General features: G+C 38.5%; 21 protein-coding genes. 7 read left to right on the top strand and 14 right to left on the bottom strand.

Features of this window, described 5'->3' with window-relative positions; genetic code table 11:
- Positions 1-238: 238 nt before the first annotated feature.
- From tilS to rpsO, 3 genes are all read right to left on the bottom strand, one after another.
- The gene (tilS, locus tag CCY97_RS05525; RefSeq protein ID WP_112064487.1) at positions 239-1261 is read right to left on the bottom strand and encodes a tRNA lysidine(34) synthetase TilS; all 1023 of its coding nucleotides are present in this window, start codon (positions 1259-1261) and stop codon (positions 239-241) included.
- A 2-nt stretch (positions 1262-1263) separates the two neighbouring features.
- Positions 1264-2121: a signal peptide peptidase SppA gene (sppA, locus tag CCY97_RS05520; RefSeq protein ID WP_181562838.1), complete on the bottom strand. Its 858-nt coding sequence runs from the start codon at positions 2119-2121 to the stop codon at positions 1264-1266.
- A gap of 131 nt (positions 2122-2252) precedes the next feature.
- On the bottom strand, positions 2253-2525 hold the full coding sequence (rpsO, locus tag CCY97_RS05515; RefSeq protein ID WP_112064486.1) for a 30S ribosomal protein S15: 273 nt from the start codon (positions 2523-2525) through the stop codon (positions 2253-2255).
- A 173-nt stretch (positions 2526-2698) separates the two neighbouring features.
- On the opposite strand from rpsO, the gene CCY97_RS05510 reads away from it, so the two are divergent.
- A complete protein-coding gene (locus CCY97_RS05510; protein ID WP_112064485.1) occupies positions 2699-2986 on the top strand; it encodes a hypothetical protein in 288 nt (95 codons plus the stop codon).
- 39 nt (positions 2987-3025) lie between these two features.
- Here the strand turns inward: CCY97_RS05510 and CCY97_RS05505 are convergent, their stop codons facing one another.
- The 8 genes from CCY97_RS05505 to CCY97_RS05470 all read right to left on the bottom strand — a co-directional run bounded on the left by CCY97_RS05505 (position 3026) and on the right by CCY97_RS05470 (position 9602).
- The gene (locus CCY97_RS05505) at positions 3026-3265 is read right to left on the bottom strand and encodes a hypothetical protein (protein WP_112064484.1); all 240 of its coding nucleotides are present in this window, start codon (positions 3263-3265) and stop codon (positions 3026-3028) included.
- Between the two features lie 72 nt (positions 3266-3337).
- Positions 3338-4369 carry an agmatine deiminase family protein gene (locus CCY97_RS05500; protein WP_112064483.1) on the bottom strand — a complete coding sequence of 344 codons (1032 nt, stop codon included), beginning with the start codon at positions 4367-4369 and terminating at the stop codon, positions 3338-3340.
- Positions 4370-4378: 9 nt separating this feature from the next.
- On the bottom strand, positions 4379-5665 hold the full coding sequence (locus CCY97_RS05495) for an ATP-binding protein (protein WP_112064482.1): 1287 nt from the start codon (positions 5663-5665) through the stop codon (positions 4379-4381).
- Positions 5655-6314 (bottom strand): response regulator transcription factor, encoded by a 660-nt coding sequence (locus CCY97_RS05490; protein WP_112064481.1) that lies wholly within the window; start codon positions 6312-6314, stop codon positions 5655-5657. The genes CCY97_RS05495 and CCY97_RS05490 overlap by 11 nt, the downstream gene beginning before the upstream one ends.
- A 34-nt stretch (positions 6315-6348) precedes the next feature.
- The gene (pstB, locus tag CCY97_RS05485) at positions 6349-7107 is read right to left on the bottom strand and encodes a phosphate ABC transporter ATP-binding protein PstB (protein WP_112064480.1); all 759 of its coding nucleotides are present in this window, start codon (positions 7105-7107) and stop codon (positions 6349-6351) included.
- On the bottom strand, positions 7104-7928 hold the full coding sequence (gene pstA, locus CCY97_RS05480) for a phosphate ABC transporter permease PstA (RefSeq protein ID WP_258457038.1): 825 nt from the start codon (positions 7926-7928) through the stop codon (positions 7104-7106). Before pstA ends, pstB begins: the two co-directional genes overlap by 4 nt.
- 10 nt (positions 7929-7938) lie before the next feature.
- Positions 7939-8793: a phosphate ABC transporter permease subunit PstC gene (pstC, locus tag CCY97_RS05475; RefSeq protein WP_112064479.1), complete on the bottom strand. Its 855-nt coding sequence runs from the start codon at positions 8791-8793 to the stop codon at positions 7939-7941.
- Positions 8790-9602 (bottom strand): substrate-binding domain-containing protein, encoded by an 813-nt coding sequence (locus CCY97_RS05470; RefSeq protein ID WP_112064478.1) that lies wholly within the window; start codon positions 9600-9602, stop codon positions 8790-8792. The genes pstC and CCY97_RS05470 overlap by 4 nt, the downstream gene beginning before the upstream one ends.
- A gap of 389 nt (positions 9603-9991) precedes the next feature.
- Here CCY97_RS05470 and CCY97_RS05465 point away from each other — a divergent pair, with 389 nt between their 5' ends.
- From CCY97_RS05465 to prpD, 4 genes are read left to right on the top strand one after another with little or no spacing between them, the layout of a single operon-like run.
- On the top strand, positions 9992-11896 hold the full coding sequence (locus CCY97_RS05465) for a propionyl-CoA synthetase (protein ID WP_112064477.1): 1905 nt from the start codon (positions 9992-9994) through the stop codon (positions 11894-11896).
- 7 nt (positions 11897-11903) lie between these two features.
- Complete coding sequence (gene prpB, locus CCY97_RS05460; RefSeq protein ID WP_112064476.1) at positions 11904-12779, top strand: methylisocitrate lyase; 876 nt, start codon at positions 11904-11906, stop codon at positions 12777-12779.
- Between the two features lie 9 nt (positions 12780-12788).
- Positions 12789-13934 carry a 2-methylcitrate synthase gene (gene prpC / locus CCY97_RS05455; RefSeq protein WP_112064475.1) on the top strand — a complete coding sequence of 382 codons (1146 nt, stop codon included), beginning with the start codon at positions 12789-12791 and terminating at the stop codon, positions 13932-13934.
- A 27-nt stretch (positions 13935-13961) separates the two neighbouring features.
- Entirely contained in the window at positions 13962-15416 is a 1455-nt protein-coding gene (gene prpD, locus CCY97_RS05450) for a 2-methylcitrate dehydratase (protein ID WP_112064474.1), read from the top strand.
- Between the two features lie 293 nt (positions 15417-15709).
- Here the strand turns inward: prpD and CCY97_RS05445 are convergent, their stop codons facing one another.
- Positions 15710-16873 carry a glycosyltransferase gene (locus tag CCY97_RS05445; RefSeq protein ID WP_112064473.1) on the bottom strand — a complete coding sequence of 388 codons (1164 nt, stop codon included), beginning with the start codon at positions 16871-16873 and terminating at the stop codon, positions 15710-15712.
- A gap of 285 nt (positions 16874-17158) precedes the next feature.
- Between CCY97_RS05445 and CCY97_RS05440 the strand changes: the two genes are divergently transcribed.
- Entirely contained in the window at positions 17159-17851 is a 693-nt protein-coding gene (locus CCY97_RS05440) for a chemotaxis protein (protein WP_112064472.1), read from the top strand.
- Between the two features lie 5 nt (positions 17852-17856).
- Positions 17857-19176, top strand: coding sequence for a peptidase U32 family protein (locus tag CCY97_RS05435; RefSeq protein ID WP_258457034.1), 1320 nt, complete (start codon positions 17857-17859; stop codon positions 19174-19176).
- Positions 19177-19179: 3 nt separating this feature from the next.
- On the opposite strand, the gene recG is transcribed toward CCY97_RS05435, so the two are convergent.
- The gene (recG, locus tag CCY97_RS05430; protein ID WP_258457032.1) at positions 19180-21117 is read right to left on the bottom strand and encodes an ATP-dependent DNA helicase RecG; all 1938 of its coding nucleotides are present in this window, start codon (positions 21115-21117) and stop codon (positions 19180-19182) included.
- 9 nt (positions 21118-21126) lie between these two features.
- Positions 21127-22152 carry a glyceraldehyde 3-phosphate dehydrogenase NAD-binding domain-containing protein gene (locus CCY97_RS05425; protein ID WP_220091891.1) on the bottom strand — a complete coding sequence of 342 codons (1026 nt, stop codon included), beginning with the start codon at positions 22150-22152 and terminating at the stop codon, positions 21127-21129.
- Positions 22153-22356 lie beyond the last annotated feature (204 nt).

Below are 22356 nucleotides of genomic sequence, written 5' to 3'. Positions count from 1 at the left end.
AATTTATTCCAAACCAAATCTACTCTAAATTCTGAAACAACTTGATTCTAAAAAATGAGAGGCGTGATTATATAACTAATAGCTTAATTGGAGATTAAGTAGGGGCGAGCAACATCACAATCGTAACTAAAATAAAATTTTCAAATAAGCCAAATCACCAGCAATTTTGTACGTTTTTATCTTAGATGTATAGATTTTGTAATCACCCAAAGAAACGCAAAAAACTTCCAAATAGGTTTTAATACCCCAAACTTACATCTAAAATAAGATTTCTTATCTCTTCAACATTGTATTTTGCTTCTTGGAGAAGGGCTCGTATTTTTGGTGGAATCTTATTTTTACGGCATTGTTCTCTGAATTTTTTTGGTACAGGTTTTTGTACGTTTGTATGATTGCGACCTATAAAAAGCAAAGACTGATTACAATCTATAATGAAATTCCTACCGACTCCACATGAAAAATTAGCCTTACAAACCTCTTTGCGTTGCTTAAAACTCATGACATATCCTAATCTTTTGAGTGCAAAATCAACATTCTGCAAGTCTCTTAGTTCGTTGTAAGCACGTTTGACAATATAGAGATTCTCTAAAAGCTTCACATTAGTAGTGTCAGATTCTAAAAACTTGCTTTCACGATAAAGAATCTCAAAACTACGCAAGATCCCATTTCGATGTTTTAACAAAAGATCATTTGAGATTTTATGTCGGAAATAATTACGTTTGATTTGCAAATCATCATTACTTACGTCATTAAAAAAAACTATCTTGTTTTGGTGTAAATATTCCAATATCTCATTACGACTAGTATTTATCAATGGACGCACAATCCTTATACCCTCAAAATCACTTATTCCATGAAATCCTAGCAATGACACAATCCCACTACCCTTACATAATTGCATCAAAAACCATTCTAATTTATCATTAAGCTGGTGTGCGACAATGATATTTGTGTAATTATGGACTGCACTCAATTGTTTAAAAAACCTGTATCGAATAACTCGCGCATTGTGTTCAAAATTCGACTCTATAGCAGGTGCTTGGAAAACATGGATCTGTTTATGATAGGTTTGTGCTAATTTTTGCGCGTATGCAACCTCATCAGCACAATTTTCTCTTGTTCCATAATTGACAATTGCCATATCGAAGGATATTTGTTTTTCCTGTAGCAAGAAAAACAAGGCACTAGAATCCGCTCCACCAGAAAAAGCAAGTAAGTTTTTTGCGTCAGATTGCAAAAAATCTAACCCAAAAAGCTGCATTTTTACCTATTGTATAAAAATGCAAAAGAAACAATCTTGCTTATTAGAGAATCTTCTAATCTTTGTAGATAAACATCGATTCTATCTTTCTCCAGCCATATTGGATTTTGCACCTGCGCTTTCTCTTTAAGAGATTCTATGGCTTCTTGCATTGAACCTACCTTATCAATAAGTCCTAACTCCAATGCAGTTTTAGCATTAAAAATCTTGCCTTCTGCAAAATGAATAGGATCTGTATGTAATTTATCTTTACGCGCTAGTTTGACATCATTTACAAACATCTCGTATTGCTCATGTAAAAAATTTGACAGAAATTCTCTTTCATTTTCATTCCAAGCTCGCATGATTGTGCCAACCTCTTTGTATTTACCCATTTTTAACACTTGTTCTTTTATACCAAGATTTGCGAGTAATTCCTCAATGTTAAACGCACTTAAAATGACACCAATAGATCCAATCATAGAGCCTCTATTGGCAATAATCTCATCAGCATACATACCCGCATAATAACTGCCACTGGCCATACTACCTCTTACATACGCTACAACTGGGATATATTGCGCTAATTCTTTAATCATATCAGCTGCTTCTATGCTAGCACTCACACTTCCACCTGGAGAATCTATCACTAGCAATACTCCCTGGATAGTATCGATTTTCTTAATCGCTTCAATTTGTGAAGCTACAAGTGTGCTATTGAAGATAGGCTTATCTAAATACAGTTTTGCCAGATTTGGTTCTTTACCATCTGGCGCATATAAACCAATAAATACAAAAAATAAAGCGATAAGCAAAAGAACTGTTTTGAAATTTGTATTTATAAAACTCACAAACCTTGGAATAGCACGAAATAAGCCCAATCACCACTCCTTAAGTCTAATACACCAACATATTCTGAAGTACAAAAATTTCTAAAATCAAAAGCCGAGGGAATACAAAGCTATCAGAAAATCAAGTAACACATCTTACCTAAATCGTGTTATTTGATTGACTATCTATCTTTGAGTTTTAATTGACTAATCAGCTTTATGTAAGATTCGTATCTAGTACGTTTAAGATAAGAAAGAAGAGATTTTCTCTGTCCTACAAGTTTAAGCAAACCTAGCCGACTTGAATGATCTTTAGGGTTTGTTTTCAAATGTTCTGTCAAATCAACTATACGCTGCGTCAAAAGAGCAACCTGCACTTCAGAAGAACCAGTATCTTGTGAATCTCTCGCAAACATTGCAATAATCTCTTGTTTTTTTGCTACATCTAAAGCCATTAACAAACCTTGGTTTTGAATTGATGATAAATCATTTGTGGAGAGGTTATATAAAAATTTCAAACTCTCAGAATCACAAATTTTTGAGCCGTGGGATGCTACTATAAAATGCATGAAAAAGCAAATTGATCATTTGGGCAATAACACGGACTTAAAGAATTTTGAACTAAATCTTGAAATACTTAAAAACGAATTATAAGTGGGATGAAGTCAAAGAACAGCTAAACAAGCTAAAACACAGGATTAGTTTTCAGAGGCTGTTAGTGTATTTGGACTTTGAGTGTGGGTTGTGGTTCATTGCCACAAAGATAACGATAGGATTATCTGCAAGAAAAGCTACTAGTAAAAAAATTTATATTGCACCCCAAACAGATGATAGGACTTTGGGGCTTGGCATAGCCTACATAAACACAAACTTCAGAGCGACATACCCTAGTAAACTTCAGGTTGCAAGTCAGTAGATTCTAGGATTACAAATGGTGCAGAGATATTTTTAAATACTAACTCACTACTTTAGCCAAAGAGGTAGAGGCATTTTTTGGAGTAGGCCTTGAACTTATGCCCATATCATGGAAAGACCCGATACCAGTTTGGGCTTCCTTGATGGGTGATAGCAGCACTCTAAAGATACAACGCAAAAGATTTTTAGTGACAGAGTATCTACAAATCGGAGATTCTATGATGTATAAATCTACATCAGCGAGTCTAAGGCTCTTTGCCACTGCCCTAATGAATTTCAACTGCCCTCTTTGGTGCGCTATGAATTTGATGAATGCTATATTTTTCGCTATTGATTTTTCTTAGCTCAAGCATCAATACAACTGCATACTTGCGCAATGAATACTTCCATGCCATTTGATAAGAGTAGTGCAGTCAATCCCTAGCACCTTAAGATGCGGTAGTTCATCCGAGAGAATTTGCAAGGCTTTTTTATCAGATTTCTTATCCTTGTAAGTTGGCACTAATAAAGCATTATTGACAAAAAGAAAATTCACATAACTTGCAGGCAGACGCTCCCCCTTATAGAATCTCGCTTTTGGCAAAGGCAATGCGATAAGTCTAAAAGGTTTGTCGTTTTCATCGCGCAAGGCAAAAAGCTCGCGCTCCATAGCCTCTAACGGCTTGAAATTCACATCAAGCTTGTCTTCGCATTTTGCATAAGCAATAGTTTTAGGCGCAATAAAGCGAGCGAGATTATCAATATGGCTGTCTGTATCATCGCCACACAAACTTCCATTTTCAAGCCATAGCACCTTTTTGAGCCCAAAAATCTTTAGCAGTCTTGAATGTATCTCTTGCTTGCTCAGATGGGGATTGCGGTTTGCTTCAAGCAAGCATTGTGAAGTCGTGAGCAACAAACCACAACCATTGCTATCAATACTCCCTCCTTCGAGAATCAAATCTTGCGTCAAGAGATTCTCAAAAACACCAAGCTTATAGAGCGCTCTATTTATTTGGTTGTCAAAATTGGCTCTAAACTTCAATCCCCAGCCATTGAATCCAAAGTCAAGCAAGGTATTTGCACCATTTTTTTGGATGCTAATAGCCCCAAAATCCCTTGCCCAAATATCATTGCTGTAAACTCTAAATATCTGCACATTGCCTACTCTTAACTCTTTCTTGCAAGATTTTTGTACAAGCTCTAAGCCTTTTTTATCACGCGGATCGACACATACATAGACAGATTCAAATTTAGCGATACATTTTATTATGCGCACAAAACATTTTCTGGCGCTTTGCAATAAGTCTTGCCAATCGCTGTGTTTATGTGGGAAGCTAAGCAAAATCGCTCTTTGCTCCTCCCATTCTGCTTTTAGTCGTATTGCGGAGGATTTGTTTAGCATATTTTCTCCTTACACAAATGGAAAGCTTATGGTAAATTCCGTGCCTTTGTGTGGCGTGCTCTTGAGTGTGATTTGTGCGTTATGCAGGTTTGCTATTGATTTGACAATTGAGAGTCCAAGACCTGTGCCACCAAGTGCTTTACTCCTACTTTTATCCACACAATAAAATCTTTCAAACACACGTTCTTGAGAATCTTTTGGGATACCTATGCCATTATCTTTTATCCTCAAGAGATTCTTTGCTTTGAGTTCTATCTGCACAAAACCTTTGGGCTTATTGTATTTGATGGCATTGGCTATGAGGTTATAGACCATTTCTTCTAAAAGAGCTGCATTACCTAAAATAAAACAGCTTTTGAGATTTGTGTGCAGAGTAATCGTGTATTGCTTGGCAAGCAAATGTACATTGTCAATTACATTCAAGATAACTTCTTTCAAATCAAGTCTTTGGAAGTTGTGCCTGCTTTCTTTGCTGGATTCTCTATTTTCATCAAGGAATGAAAGCTTGAGAATCTCATCTGTCATATTAATAAGTCTTGTAGCTTCCTTTTGAATCTTGGCTGCAAACTCTGGCACATCTTGTGGAGCAATCAGATTATTTTGGAGCATTTCAGAGCTAGCAAGTATTGTGGTTAAAGGGGTCTTTAGCTCATGGGTAACATTCGCGCTAAATTCTTTGCGCATTTTTTGCGCAAGATACTGCGCACTTATATCACGTACAATCACTATGAGCCCTTTGAATTTATTCTGCGAATAGATTGGTATAGCTTGCACTTCGTGCTCTTTGTCTAGAATCTTGATGGTGTGGATTTGTGAGGAATGGGTTTTTGACTTTTTCAGGATGTTTAAATCCTGCAATATCATCTGGCAAAACGCAGAATCCCCAAACTTATGGATGTATTCCCACTCTCCAAAGAGCTTGTGTATGGGTGTATTACTCAGTAAGATTCTGCCATTTTTATTAAGCAACATAAGTCCATCGCGCATATTTTGTGTGAGAGTAAGCATCTGGGCTTTTTTTAATCCGCGAACCTGAATGGGGAATCTAGCGCTTTGCTCTTGGAATAAAAGCATATCTACAAGCCACTTTGTAAGTAAAACACATAGCAAAATACATAGCAGTATCACCAAAAACAAAGGAGTTTTAGATACATCAAAAATCTTGGCCTTCAAAACAGAATCTAGACTAAAAAACACAAAACTACTAGCTATAGCCAGACAAAGCAAGCTATTTAGAAAAAGTGCAAAAAAGATTTTTACTCCTATCTTCTTTGTCTTTAGCACTTTAGCATTCAAGCTTATAGCCTATGCCATGTATGGTTTTTATTATTTGTCCATAATCACCGAGTTTTTGGCGCAAGGTCTTGATATGTATATCAAGTGTGCGCGAATAAGATTCGTAATTTCCCCAAAGAATGTGCATAATCTCTTCACGCATAAAGGCGCGATTGGGATTTTTTAGCAGGAATCCTAAGAGTTCAAATTCTTTGAGGGTGAGCTTGATTTTTTCGCCATTAATGCGGACTTCGTGCTTGGTATTAGAAAACTCTAATCCATTGAGAGTGAAATCTGGTGTATCTGTGTCTAATCTACGGAGTATCACACGCACACGCGCTATCAACTCCATGATTCCAAAGGGTTTGGTGATGTAATCATCAGCGCCTAAATCCAAGCCTTTGACTTTCTCGTATTCATCACTGAGTGCTGTAAGCATAAGCACACATATATTTTTAGTTTTTGGATTAGATTTGAGACTTTTTAGCACTTCAAATCCGCTTGTATTAGGAAGCATCACGTCTAAGATAGCAATTTTTGGTATCTCATTCTTAAGCGCATCTTGGAAAGCCTTTACCTCATCAAATCCACAAGCTAGGATATTTTGAGAATTAAGCGCATAGACTACAAGCTCTAGGATTGATTTCTCATCTTCTAAAACATATACCATTTTATTCCTCTTGATAGGCTGGGATTATAGCCAATCAACCAAATTTTCCATTGATATAATCCTGTGTCCTCTTGTCTTTTGCTTTCGTAAAAATACTCTGTGTGCTTGCAAACTCTATCATCTCACCTAGTAAGAAAAACGCAGTTCTATCAGAGATTCTACAAGCTTGCTGCATATTGTGGGTCACAACAATTATGGTGTAGTCCTTCTTGAGCTTAGTGATAAGCTCTTCAATCTTGAGAGTTGCTATTGGATCAAGTGCGCTTGTAGGCTCATCCATCAAAATCACCTCTGGCTTTATTGATATACTTCTTGCTATACAAAGCCTTTGCTGCTGTCCTCCACTGAGTTTGAGTGCATTTTGCTTGAGCTTATCTTTACACTCTTTCCAAAGCCCTACATCTCTTAAGCTTTCTTCTATACAAGAGTCAAGTCTCTCTTTGTCTTTTATCCCATGTGTTTTAAGTGCAAAAGCGATATTGTCATAAATACTCATAGGAAAAGGATTGGGTTTTTGGAATACCATTCCTATTTTTTTACGTAAGACATTGACATTGTACTTTTTGTAAATATTCTCGCCATTGAAAAGAATCTTGCCCTTGATGGAGCAATCTGTAAGCAAATCATTCATACGATTGAGACTTCTAAGAAATGTGCTTTTTCCGCAACCAGAAGGACCAATAAATGCACTCACTTCGGATTTTAGAATATCAATATTGATATTTTTGAGTGCATGGAAGTCCCCATAAAATAGATTCAAATCCTTTATGCTAAAACAAATCTTTTTGCTCATTTTGTGTCCTTTGTGAGTTTGCTGGCTATGAAATTTGAAAGCAGATTTATCCCGAGTATGAACAATACAAGCACGCTAGCAGTCGCATAAGCTTGATTGGTATGTAGCCCCTCAGAGCTAAGAGCATACATATGCACACTTAGTGTGCGTCCAGATTCTAAAAATCCCGCTATTTGCGCTACAGAGCCGGCTGTATAAAGGAGCGCTGCACTCTCTCCTACAATCTTTCCAATGCTAAGGATTATCCCTGTGAGAATCCCAGGAATAGCAGCAGGCAAAACGATACAAAATATTGTGCGAAGTTTTGTCGCACCAAGCGCAAAGCTTGCTTCTCTAAGACTATCTGAAACAGCTTTGAGTGCTTCCTCACTGCTTCGTAAGATAAGAGGTAAGACCATGATAGAAAGTGTCAATACACCGCTTAAGAAGCTGATTTTTAAACCAAAATAGATCACAAACGCAAGATAGCCAAAAAGTCCATACACAATCGATGGAATCCCACTTAAAGTCTCGCACGCAAGAGTTATAAGACTAAGCATCTTGCTTTTTTTATTAGCATACTCGCTCAAGAATACCGCACCAAAGATTCCTAAGGGCATGGCGAGTAATAGCGAGCAAAGCACGATACAAAAAGTATTTATAATTGCAGGCAGCATAGAGAGATTAGAGCTTGTGTATTGGAAGGCAAATAAATCCAGACTGAGATATGGAACACCTCTGAAGAAAATAAACCCAAGCACGATACAAAACACACTGCACACAATTCCCACACAAAGATACATAAAGCAAGAAATAAGTATTGATAAAAAATCTCTTTGCACTATGTTCTCCTTATCTGGATTTTTCTTTCAACGCGTTAAAACAAAGATTGATCCCTAAGACAAAAACAAAAAGCACCAAAGCATTTGCAATCAACACTTCTCTCTGTAATCCTTGGGCATATCCCATTTCGATAACGATATTTGTAGTGAGTGTGCGCACGCCATCAAGGAGAGATGAGGGGATTTGGACTTGGTTGCCCGCTATCATAATGACTGCCATAGCTTCGCCAATAGCCCTCCCAAAACCTAAGATGACAGATGCTAAAATCGCGGATTTTGCCGCAGGTACAAGCACGAAAAACACGCTTCTTTGCTTACTTGCTCCAAGTCCAAGAGCTGCTTCAAAGTAGATTCTAGGCACACTATCAATGCCGACTTTGGATAGCAAAATGATTGTGGGTAAGATCATAATACTGAGGATGATTGATGCTGCAAGAATGCTTTTGCCAGAGATAGCAAAAATATCCGAGATAAATGGCACCAGAACCACAAGACCAAAAAATCCATACACAACCGAAGGTATAGCCCCTAGCAATTCTATGGCGAGGATGGCATATCGTTTTATACTCTTAGGACAGAAGTACGAGAGAAACACGGCACAAGAGATCCCCAAAGGCACACTAAATACTAGGCTTAATGCAGTAATATACAAGCTCCCAATAATCATAGGGAAAATCCCAAAAACCTCCTCCTCCGGATACCACTCAAAGCCAAAGATAAAATCAAACAATCCGATGTGTGCGATTGTGGGTATTGCATTACCAAAAAGAAAAAAACAAATCATCCCTACAGCAAAGAGACAGAAAATAGCACAAAAGGCAAATAAGCACTCAAACAAAGATTCTCTTAGTGTAGAGATTTTCATTTGATTTGCTCCCAGGTACTCACTTGACCCGTATAGATCGCTTTGATTGTATCTTTTGAAAGATTGCTGATATTTGAGTCTTTATGAACAACCACTGCTAAGCCATCAATAGCTAGCACTTGCACTTTCAAACCTTTATCCAATTCTGATTGTTTGAGGTTGCGAGAGACCATGCCAATATCTGCAATCCCTTCAAACACAGAGCTTATCCCCGTGCTTGAATCTGATTGTTGGATTTGTATAGTGGCATTTGGATTGATAGCTTGATAGCTTTCAGCGAGCTTTTCCATCAATGGAGTAATAGAGCTAGAACCAGCGACAATAATCTTACCACTTGGCTTTTGTGGATGGTATTTGTGGGATTTACTCACTATGTATCCAGATTGTTCTATGACATCTTTTGCACTGAGACAATAAGCTAAAAAGTCATCTACAAGAGGATTTGCGCGCTTAGTAACAATGTGGAATGGACGCAGAATTCTATAGCTTTGGTTAGTGATATTTTCTCTGCTAGGGGCGATTCCATCGATTTTTAGTGCTTTGACACTTTCATTGAGCGAGCCTAACGACACATAGCCAATAGCATTCTTTGAAGTCGCAATTGTTGCTAGCATGACACCTGTGGAATTTGTAACTTCTGCTTTTTTGGTGATGGCATCAATTTTCTTGCCATTTGATTCTTTGTAGATTCCAAAGATTTCGATAAATGCACTTCTGCTTCCAGAACCCATCTCTCTGGTGATAGGATAGATAGAATCTGCGCTTAGTAGGGTTAGTGCGCTTAGGATAAAAAGAAGTATTTTATTCATGGTTTTTCCTTAAAAATGATGTTTGGAAATTATAAAAATCAGTTGTAAGAGACTTATGCGATGTGTGTAAAAATTTTGTAAAACCTCAAGGGACAAATTCTCTGTTTTAAAATGTCTTTATCAGTTTCTCAATTCTTGGCAAAAAGATAAGAATCCAAAAAAAACCACCACCAATCATCTCAAAGAGGCAACATATCTTATTGTTTAAAAAGGTAACATCCAAAATACATCACATGAAAATCCGTATTGATGGGGTTAAAACTCTTTTATATCTTTCTTAAGACTATATAAAAATTAACTTATTGCGTTATTTTCTTCCTCGTATCAAAGAAAAATTATGAAACTAAAATACAATGTGAGCTATTCCAAAATAAACATAAAGGAAGCGCATGGCACAGACTTATCAAGAAGTATATGATTCCTCTATCAACGATCCGCACGGATTTTGGGCGGAAGCTGCTAAAAAAGTGCATTGGTATCATCAGTGGGATAAGGTTTTGGATGTCGTTAATGACCATTATCGGTGGTTTGTAGGTGGCTGTATGAATACTTGCTACAACGCACTGGATTTGCATATCCATAATGGACGAAAGAATCAGCTCGCATTGGTCTATGATTCTCCAGTGACAGACACCAAGAAAACTTTCACTTATGGTGAATTGTATGAAAGGGTAGCAAAAACAGCAGGTATTCTCACAAATAAAGGGGTTGTAAAAGGCGATAGGGTATTAATCTATATGCCCATGATTCCTGAAGCAGTGATTGCGATGCTTGCATGCGCAAGAATAGGTGCAATTCATAGTGTGGTATTTGGTGGGTTTGCAGCACATGAATTAGCCACAAGAATCGATGATGCAAAGCCTCGTGTTATTATTTCTGCAAGCTGCGGCATAGAGGTAAGTCGCGTTATAAAATATAAGCCTATTCTTGATGAAGCTATTAAGTCTGCAAACCACAAACCTACAACTTGCTTAATTTGGCAAAGACCACAAGAACGTGCGAATATGCTTCCTTGGAGAGATGTTGATTGGGAAAGTGAGGAAGCAAAGACACAACCTGTAGATTGCGTGCCTGTTGATGCAACTGATCCCCTCTATATTCTTTATACTTCTGGTACAACTGGCAAGCCAAAGGGTGTTGTCCGAAGTAATGGCGGACATTCTGTAGCTATGAAATGGTCAATGGATAATATCTATAACGCAAAACCCGGCGATGTGTTTTGGGCAGCAAGTGATGTGGGCTGGGTGGTAGGACATAGCTATATCGTATATGCACCTTTAATGAATGCCTGCACAACCATCATATATGAGGGAAAACCTGTCAAAACTCCAAATCCCGGGGCATTCTGGAGAGTATGCTCTGAGTATAAAGTGAATGTTTTATTCTCTGCGCCAACTGCATTTAGGGCAATCAAAAAAGAAGATCCAAATGGAGAATGGGCGAAAAAATATGATTTGAGCAACTTAAAAAGCATTTTCGTCGCTGGCGAGAGATGTGATAGCGACACACTGCATTGGATACAAAAGGTAACAGGCAAAAAAATTATAGACAACTGGTGGCAGACAGAAACAGGATGGGCAATCGCTGCTAATCCTCTTGGTCTTGAGGAAATGCCTATAAAAGCTGGTTCCCCCACAAAACCTATGCCCGGATTCAATCTCAAAGTCCTTGATGAAAATGGCAACGAATGCAAACCCGGGAAATTAGGGAATCTCGTCTTAAAACTTCCACTACCACCCGCTTGCTTGATGGGCATTTGGAATGATGACAAAAGATACAGAGATTCGTATCTAAACCACTACCAAGGCTATTATCTTACGGGAGATAGTGGATATATCGATAAAGATGGATATGTCTTTGTGATGGGACGAATGGATGGAGTGATCAATGTAGCAGGCCATCGCCTATCAACTGGAGGAATGGAAGAGGCCATATCCAAACACCCTGATATCGCAGAATGCGCTGTCATAGGTGTTAATGATGAGCTAAAGGGAGAAGTACCAATGGCATTTGTCATCTTAAAAGATGGACGAGAAAGAGACCCTCAAGCTATAGCCGATGGGGTTATACAACTTGTAAAAGAGGAAATTGGCGCAATTGCTTCATTAAGACTCGTAACACTTGTAGCAAGACTACCCAAAACTAGAAGTGGAAAGATTCTGCGCAACACAATGAGGAGTATTGCTGATGGCAAGGAATTCCAAATGCCTTCAACCATCGAAGATTCTAGTGTGCTAGATGAAATCACTCAGGCTATCAATGCTCTTGGTTATCCATTAAAACAATCTAAATAAAGGAGGTATGATGAATAAAACAGCTGGCAATAAACTAAGAGAAGCAATCAAACAAAATGGCCCTCTGCAAATTCTAGGGGTTATTAATGCATATTCTGCTATGCAGGCACAAAAAAGTGGAGCAAAAGCATTGTATCTCAGTGGCGCTGGGGTAGCAAATGCAAGTATAGGATTGCCTGATTTGGGAATGACAAATCTTGAAGATGTATGCATCGATGTGCGTAGAATCACAGCGGCAAGCGACTTGCCATTGCTTGTAGATGCTGATACAGGCTGGGGTGGGGCATTTAACATCGCTAGAAGCATAAAAGAACTTGTAAGAGCAGGTGCTGCTGGCTGCCATATAGAAGACCAAGTATCCCAAAAGCGCTGCGGACATCGACCCAACAAAGAACTTGTAAGTAAGGAAGAAATGAGCGACAGAATCAAAGCTGCCCTCGATGGTAGAACAGATTCTAGCTTTGTGATTATGGCACGCACAGACGCTCACGCAAGCGAAGGACAAAAGGCAGCAATTGAGCGAGCACAAGCATATGTAGAAGCTGGAGCAGATATGATATTTGCTGAAGCTATCCATACACTAGAGGAATACAAGCAATTTACGGATTCTATCAAAGTCCCTGTATTAGCAAATATCACGGAGTTTGGGAAAACACCCTATTTTAGTGTAGAGGAGCTAAGGAGCGTGGGAATTGCTATGGTGCTCTATCCTCTATCAGCATTTAGAGCTATGAATAAGGCGGCACTAGAGGTATTCCAAGACATCATACAGAACGGAACTCAAAAGGCTAGCATTGCAAAGATGCAAACCAGAGAGGAGCTTTACGAAATGCTTGGCTATCACAGCTTTGAAGAAAAACTTGACAAATTATTTCAAAAATAAGGAGATAAAATGGGTGAAGCGGCGAAAAATAAGGTTGGTGGATTAGCAGGTGTCGTAGCTGGAAAATCAGCAATATGCACTGTAGGTACAGGCCATGGACTAAATTATAGAGGATATGATATTTACGACTTAGCCAAATATGCAACATTTGAAGAAGTAGCATATTTATTACTTAACGGGGAGTTGCCAAACAAGCAAGAATTAGAATCTTTCAAACAAGAGATTATCAAGGCAAGAGAGCTACCACAGAATCTGAAGGAAGCCCTCAAGCTTTTGCCAAAAGATTCTCATCCTATGGATGTGATGAGAACTGGCTGTTCTGTACTAGGGTGTCTAGAGCAAGAGCATATCAATGTACAGCAGCTCCAATTCCCAGACCAAAAGAAAATAGGCATAAGATTGCTTGGGGTTTTCCCTTCAATACTGCTTTTTTGGTATCACTGGCATAACTCTGGCAAAGAAATGAGCACAAAAAGCAACCAAGATTCTATTGCAGGCTATTTCTTAGAAAAGCTCCATGATAAAGCTCCAAAAGACTTATGGATACAGGCTATACATGTGAGCTTGATTCTCTATGCAGAACATGAATTTAATGCTTCTACATTTGCCTCACGTGTCGTAACGGCTACGCTCTCTGATGTATATTCGGCCATCACTGCTGCTATTGGCGCATTAAGAGGGCCTTTGCATGGCGGTGCGAACGAAGCAGCAATGGACTTGCTCTCTGAGTTTAAAACACCACAAGAAGCAAAGCAAGGTATCTTGGACAAACTCGCTAGAAAAGCTAAGATTATGGGATTTGGTCATAGGGTGTATGTAAAGGCTGACCCCAGAAATGTAGTCATCAAAGAATGGAGCAAGAAACTAGCCCAAGATGTCGGTGATACTAAGGAACTTTATCCGATCAGCGAAGTAATCGAAGAAGTAATGTGGAATGAGAAAAAACTTTTCCCCAATCTTGATTTCTATAGTGCTTCAGCCTATCACTTTATGGGTATTCCAACTCCATTCTTTACGCCAATTTTCATTATGAGCAGGGTGAGTGGCTGGCTCGCTCATATCTATGAGCAAAGAGCTAATAATAAGCTTATTCGTCCAAGCAGTGAATATATCGGACCAGAAAACCGTGCATATGTGCCAATAAATGAACGCTAAAAATTTTAAGAACACGAGGAGATAGCAATGAGTAATGATATGGGAATCTTAGATACTAAACGACCTGAGTTTGATGAGATACTGACAAAGATTGCAAAATACGCACTTGAATATAAAATCGATTCTACGCTTGCATATGAGACAGCAAGATATTGTCTTATGGATACGATTGGATGTGGACTGTTGGCATTAGAATTTCCAGCTTGCACAAAACTTCTAGGCCCTGTGGTAGAAGGTGCAGAATTCCGTCCATTAGGAGCAAAAATCCCAGGGACTAGCTATCAATTAGAACCAGAGAGAGCGGCTTTTAACATCGGTGCGATGGTGCGATGGCTTGATTTTAATGATACTTGGTTGGCAGCAGAATGGGGACATCCAAGTGATAATCTCGGTGCTATATGGGCAGTAGCTGATTATATGAGCAGAAAAAATATTGTCGCCAATAAATCTCCCCTTACAGTCAAAGATGTGCTAACCGCGATGATCAAAGCGCATGAGATTCAAGGAATCTTGGCTTTAGAAAACTGCTTTAATAAAGTAGGGCTAGACCATGTGCTGCTTGTGCGGATTGCTTCTACTGCCGTAGCTTGTGTTATGCTTGGTGGGAGCTTTGAAGAAGTCAGAAATGCTGTAAGCCATGCATTTATTGATGGTGGAGCATTAAGGACTTATCGCCATGCTCCAAATACAGGCTCTAGGAAAAGCTGGGCAGCAGGAGATGCAAGCTCAAGAGGAGTGAATCTAGCGCTAAAAGCACTAAGTGGTGAGATGGGTTATCCTAGTGCATTGAGTGCAAAATTTTGGGGATTTGAAGATGTTAAGATGAAAGGCGCAAGGCTCACTATTCCTCAAGAATTTGGAAGCTATGTGATGGAAAATGTATTGTTTAAGATTAGCTTCCCAGCAGAATTCCATGCACAGACTGCAGTAGAGTGCGCACTCAAGCTCCATGATGAAGTCAAAAACAGATTAGATGCAATCCAAGAAATCATCATCACCACTCAAGAATCTGGACATAGAATCATAAATAAAGTAGGACCGCTAGCAAACCCTGCTGATAGAGATCACTGCATACAATATATGGTCGCTATACCACTCATCTTTGGAAGATTAAGCGCTGATGATTATGAGGATAGTGTCGCAAACGATCCGAGAGTAGATGTATTGCGAGAGAAGATGGTTGTAAAAGTAGATGATCGCTATACAAAGGAATATCTAGAACCAGACAAGCGATCAATTGCAAATGCCGTACAAATCTTTTATAAAGATGGCACACAAAGCGCAAAAGTAGAGGTTGAATATCCCATAGGCCATAGAAGAAGGAGAGATGAAGGTATCCCACTGCTTGTAGCAAAATTTGAAAAAAATCTTTCAAAAAAACTAAGTCCCAAAAAATGCGAACAGATCAAAAATATTTGCTCTAACCAATCGACACTAGAATCAATGGCTTTCAATGAATTCAGCGATCTGTTTGGGTTGTAGCAAATTATTTGAGTACCACTCTAACCGGATATAAAATTCCCAAAAAACTCCTAAAGATCTAAAAGCTACCATTTGAAATTGAGATATCCAAATGGTTTTTTTTTTTTTTTAAGCTCATTTGCCTTTTAAGGCAATCACTTACTCTAAATACTACTTTCTACTAAGCAAAAAAGGTTTTGTAGGTATTTTTGTTACTATGACATTAAATATCCCTCCCTCACGCTATAAAGACGAAAGCAGATTCTGCTGAGTTTTTAAAATTATCTTCGCATTTGAGATAATCTATAATGACGCTATTTGGGGTGTATCCTACTCCATAGTCCTTTATATATCTTTCTTGTCAATTTGCAGTAAAACCGGAAGTCCAACACAAAAGCGGGATTCTCTTTTATGTATTTCATTATTTTATATCGCCATGTCGTTTTGAGATATTCCGAGACTATGACATCTGTAAGAGTTCCTAGCCATTTTTTTAAATATGGTGTTTTGACTAGATAATTTATCCATACCTCACTTTTAGCTACATTTGGAGTATTCCATGGTTTTAAATGCCCTATGAAATGTAGCTGGATAGGATTATTTCTAGCATCATCTATTTGCTCTTGGGTATAAATATTTGGGATATACCCTTCCCAATTTTCTCCATACAGCTCCCACATTTTATGGCCTACGATATGTGCTGGAGTAAGCGTGGCAATGTGTGGATATAGGATGAGATTCAATGTATCTTGTTCAGCTAAGATTAGTCTGTGGGCATTTTTATACGCATAATCTACAAGCTTTTTTTGGATATTGTCTTTTTTCCATAGCTTTATATTGGCTATAAGATACCCGCCTCCCACACCATATTGTATTGCTTCAAATTCCTTCTTGCTAAATGCCTTGTATCCCTCTTTCCAACCTTTGAGAGGATATATCTCATTTGGATTATTCGCCCTCACTCCAGCTATATAATAGTGGGAATTCGCGTCAAAATCCAAAAAACTTCTTGAAACATCACCCAAAAATACAACATCCACATCGCTTACAATCACCTTGTCGTATTGAGAAAAATACGATTCTAAAAGCAGCTTGTAAAACACTTCCAAAGCAAAATGGTTTTTGGATCGATTGCTAGCCCACACTTCTTTTAAGGCATTTTTGGCATTTATAAAATCTAATGTCGCATAAGAAAACTGCCCGATAGTAGATTTGAGTAGATTTTGATTTTCTGATGTGATGTCATTGTGCATCACATAGAGTTTATAGAGGATTTTGGATTTTTTGCGGTTTGGAGTTTTAGTTTGTGGAGTTTGACTAGGTAAAGTGAGAGAATTTTGTGATAAATCTGTTTTACCCCCCCCCCCCATTACATATTTACTAGCATTTTCTAATAATGAATAAAACGCTACACTCGCAGGAATTACATAATTATTGTCAAAACAAAATACAACAGGGATCACAATCTTATCTTCCATATAAATTCTCTCCTTTGTAAAAATGCGTGATTATATCTTCTAAGGTTTGAGATCAAATCTAAATTTTGTAAGCACTTTATTGGCCAAATTTTTATTAAAAGCTATTTACTTAGCAATCAAAGCATATGTACCAAAATCACACATCATCAAGACAAAGAAAAAGCAAATCTCCTCAAGTAGGTAAGAGTAAATCAAGTTCAAAGATCAGCCCCAGTTCTTATTTTCAAAAAGCATAAAGCAAAAAACAATTATAATGCCGCGCGTAAATCATTTTGAAGGCAGGTAATGACACAAGAAGAACTTGATGCGTTGATGAATAGTGATCTTAGTGATGCAGATTTAGACAACCTAGAGAACGAAGCACAGGCTCATTCTCAAGAATCAAAAAGTGATACTGAAATCCAGGGAGCAGAAGGCTACCGATTGGATGCAGACAAGAAATGGCCACCTCCACCACCCACTGATGAACATAAAGTGGTGCATCAGCTTGATGATGTTACAAAAGATTCAGAAGTCAAAGGCACCCAGATTTTTGACCAATTAGAAATTATGAGCAGCTCCGCTGATGAAGTGAGCAAGAAAAACAAACAACTCAAAAAATTCCTCCAATCCCAAGAGGAGCTTTTCCAAAAGCTCTGCGATTCTTTCCCAAATATCGAGACTTTTTCAAACACCCTTACTGAAATACAAAATGCCCAAAAACTTTGCAAAGAAATCACCCTATCTTGTGATGATGCTTCTGATGCGTGTATGCAGGCAATGGATCTCATGCAATACCAAGATATTCATAGACAAAAAATTGAACGCGTTATCAATGTAATGCGTGCGCTTGCACAATATATGAACTCACTTTTTGAAGGTAAGGTAGATGACAGTAAGCGCGTAGGTTCTGCCACCTATATCGCGGGTGATGATAATCCAGATGTAGCAAACGATGATGATATAGAGGCATTGATTGCATCTTTTGGCAAGAAGTAGTTTGTGTGCTAGATTCTAGAGATTCTACAAATCTGCAGACTTGTACGAGAGATGGCTCCAAAAGATGTGAATTGCTCTCTCCGGCAGGGAATTTTGAAAAACTCAAAATTGCGCTTGCATATGGTGCTGATGTCGTGTATGGCGGGGTGAGCCATTTTTCTTTACGTTCGCGCTCAGGCAAAGAATTTGATATGCAGACTTTTGCAGATTCTGTAGCATACACGCATGCAAGAGGCAAGAAAATCTATGTAACCATCAATGGTTTTCCCTTTAATGCACAACTCAAACTTTTAGAATCCCATATCGCCAAAATGGCAGAGCTAAACCCAGATGGCTTTATCATCGCTACACCTGGCGTTATTAAGCTCGCGCAAAAGATCGCACCACACATTCCCATACATCTCTCTACCCAAGCAAATGTGCTCAATGTCCTTGATGCGCAAGTTTTCTATGAGATGGGCGTGAAACGCATTGTGTGTGCGCGTGAACTTAGTCTCAAAGATGCCGTGCAGATAAGAGAAGCGCTCCCAAAATTAGAGCTAGAGATTTTTGTGCATGGAAGTATGTGCTTTGCATTTTCAGGGCGCTGCCTTATCTCTGCACTGCAAAATGGGCGTGTGCCAAATCGTGGGAGCTGTGCTAATGACTGCCGATTTGACTATGAATACTATGTGCGCAATCCTGATTCTGGCGTGATGATGCGTCTTGAAGAGGAAGAAGGGGTAGGTACGCATATTTTTAATGCAAAAGACCTCAATCTCGCAAGCCATATCAAAGAGATTCTAGATTCTGGTGCCATTGACGCGTTAAAGATTGAAGGTCGCACAAAATCTGCATATTATGCTGCTATCACTGCACGCACTTATAAATGTGCATTGGATGATTACTATGCAGGTAGACAGCTTCGCAATGCATACTACCAAGATGAACTCCATACATTGAAAAACCGCGGGTTTACTGATGGCTATATAATCCACCGTCCATTTGAACGGCTTGATACACAGAATCAGCAGAGTGCGATAAGCCAAGGAAGCTTTCAGGTGAATGCACAGATAGCAGAATGTGGTACAAAAGCACTGTGCAAATTTAGTATAACGCCGCATAAAGTTATGCAGATTGTCTTTCCGCTGTATTTATCTATAGAGTGCAGTAAGAATGATATTGGCGAGATTTTTAAAGACGGAGAGAACTATTATCTACGGCTTTTTAAGATAGTGCTAGAAAATGGTAAGGAGCTAGATTCTATCCATAGTGGTAATACAAACTTCTTTTTGCTACCAAGTAAATTGCCCCCCTTTAGCTTCTTGCGACAAGAGCTTGGATGACAATCAAATATGCTCATTTGCGATTTGTGTAGCAGATTCTAAAATCTCTTTGTCTTTGTAGTCAAAGAACTCAAACTCATTGCCGCTTTGTCGCGAACCGCTGAGTAAATCCCCGCTATTGCGATAATGTAAATCAAGCTCTGCTATCTCAAAACCATTGGTTGTATGCGCAAATTTCTCTAGTCTTTGTGTATTTTGTGCATTCGTATATAAAAAGCAATAACCCTTTAAGCCGTTACGGCTCACTCTACCGCGCAATTGATGAAGTGTAGCTAGTCCTAGACGCTCTGGTGCTACGATTACAATCGTGCTGAGATGAGGCAAGGAGATTCCTACTTCTACAACAGTCGTCGCAAGCAAGATCTTTCCCTTTTGCTTAAACTCCTCTAAAATGGATTCTTTTTGCTTGTCTTTTCCAGAAGTTACATAGACATTGTCAAAATGCTTACACCAAAATTCTTTGCCTTCTGCAATTGAGAGATAATCAATATGCTCGCTTTCTTCTATAAGTGGGTAGACAATGATTGCTTGACGCTTAGAATCAGTCTCGCTTTTGAGATGAGACAAAAGAGTCTTGAAATCATTTCTGTGGATAATAGAAGTGGTGATGTCTTTTTTGAAAGGCAAATCCGTGATTGTACTCACATTGATGTATTGCGAGTTTATCATCGCCATTGTTCGAGGAATAGGCGTTGCTGAGAACTGTAAAGAATGTGGTTTAGAGGATGTCAGAAAGGTATTTGTGCTAAACATTTTTTCTAATTTATAACGTTGGTTGGCTCCAAAGCGGTGTTGCTCATCGCTCATTATCAATGCGCAATCACTCAAATCAAGATCGCGATAAAGTAGCGCTTGCGTACCGATGATAAAGTCTGCTGGAATCTTTTGGTTGCCAAAAAGGGTTGTAGATTCTTGTCCTTTAAAATCCTTTGTCTGCCCTGTAACAAATGCAATTTTTATAAAATCTGGCAAAAACTTTTTGGCTTCCTCATAGAGCTGCTTTGCAAGCACACTTGTAGGGGCCATCAGCACGCTTTTCTTAGGATATGCCATCATTACGGCGCTAAGTATTACAATAGTCTTGCCACAGCCCACATCACCCATGATGAGCCTACGTGATGCAAGGTCTTGAGATAAATCATTAGCAATTGTTTGTATCGCCTGATTCTGACCTTGTGTGAGCTTGAATGGGAGAGAATCTATAAATGCTTTATAATCGCCGTTGCAGACAAAGTTTGCCTTGCATTCTAATCGCTTCCCCTGTAGCAACATAATATGTCTAAAAATCTCAATGAATTTCAGAGAATCTGTATGTTTTTTTGTAAATCCACCATTTGCTTTGAATTCGCCTACAAATTTTGTATCCGGCACAAAAATACTTACAAGCTCCTTGGCATAGTGCTGGGGAATCTTGCAATAAAGAAGATTCTCTAAGGTTATAAGCTTTGGTATAAGGGCTTTGATGGTTTTTGTCTTTGACGGTGTGGTTTTAAATTTTAAGTCTATTGTATTGATGTTTTGCACTGCATTTTCAGTTAATATCTTGGGTTGAATCATACACAACCCTGCATTCCTATCGTGTGTGAGTTTACCATAGATTACACATTGTTTATGAGGCGCAAAAATATGCATCATAAAAGGCTTTGGATGGAAAACAATTAGCTCTATATTGCATGAAAAATCAAGCATATATGCAGTTATTTTCATATAGGATTTTGCATAGTTTTTTTTGCATTCAATGATCTGCACACGCACGCAAACTTCAGAATTTATAGAATCCAAGCTTTTTAAAAATTCTTTGTATTCATAGCCCTTAGGTGCGCAAAGCAAAACATCAAAAAGACTTTTAAGATCATTTTCTTGTGCGCTTTTTAGCTCATTTTTTGTCAATCCAAAATATGCATTCTCCAAAGAGGCATATTCTAAAATCTTATTTTTCACTTTATGCGCTTAGCGTGTTTGTGTGATAAATTTTGACATGTCTAGGATTCTATTTGCATAACCTGTTTCATTGTCATACCATGCCATGAGTTTGAGCATACTTCCACTACCAGAAGGCAGAGTAAATGTAAGATCCTCAGCGACTATCGCACTTAAAGTATTGCCTATAAAATCGCTGCTAACCCTAAAAGAAGAATCCATACCCAAAATTCCTTTGAGCTGCATCTTGCTTGCTTCGCGCAAAAGTGCATTAACTTCTTTTGCGTCTGTATATTTTGTGAACTTGAGGTTTAAATCAATCATAGAAACATCAGCCACTGGCACACGCACACTATGCCCGTGGAATCTGTCTTTAAGATTTGGCAAGACTTTATAGAGTGCTTTTGCTGCGCCTGTGGTTGTTGGAATGATATTAAGTGCTGCAGTGCGCGCGCGTCTTTTGTCGCTCTTGTGGGCGTTATCGAGCAAATTTTGATCATTCGTATAGCTGTGAATTGTGCTGAGTATGCCAGATTCTATCCCAAATGCAGAATCTAGCAGCTTACAGATAGGCGCGAGGGCATTGCTTGTGCAAGAAGCATTTGAAATAATTTGTTCATTGTTATAGAGTTGCTCATTTACCCCTAATATAAATGTAGGTGTGTCATCAGTAGCTGGAGCAGAAATTATGACTTTCTTTGCACCATTTATAAGATGTAATTCCACGCTTTGAGAATCCAAAAACTTCCCGCTAGATTCTATAACTACATCAAGCACGCCAAAATTCAGATTTTCTCGCTGTATATTGTGCAAAAGTCTAAAAGATTTACTTTGGTTGTTTTTAAGGCCAAATTCTAAAACACCACTTGGAAAATCGCTCTTATAGCAAACATAAGCAAAATCACGACTATGCATAGTATCGTTTTCAAAAAGATAGGCAAGCATCTCGCCGTGAGCTATATCGTGTGCACATACTATCTCTATATCATCTCTTTGCAAGCCTGCATATACAATACTGCGACCAAGCCTTCCTAGCCCATTCACAGCGATTCTTATCATGGATTTTCCTTGTGGGATTTTGAGATTTAATGGTTTCAAATATGCGAGATTCTAACACATGCATACTCGAGATTCTTTGGAGATGGATGGATTTGACAAACTCCAGGACTATCACTACAAAATGAAACAAAAAGCAACGCTATATAAATTTTATGTAAATATATAGACAATCTGATAATTTTGATTATAATGGGTAGCGCA

Source organism: Helicobacter sp. 10-6591 (assembly GCF_003288805.1).
Classification (GTDB): Bacteria; Campylobacterota; Campylobacteria; order Campylobacterales; family Helicobacteraceae; genus Helicobacter_F.
Note: the sequence above shows the minus strand (reverse complement) of the source record. Positions and strands in the feature narration are given on the sequence as shown.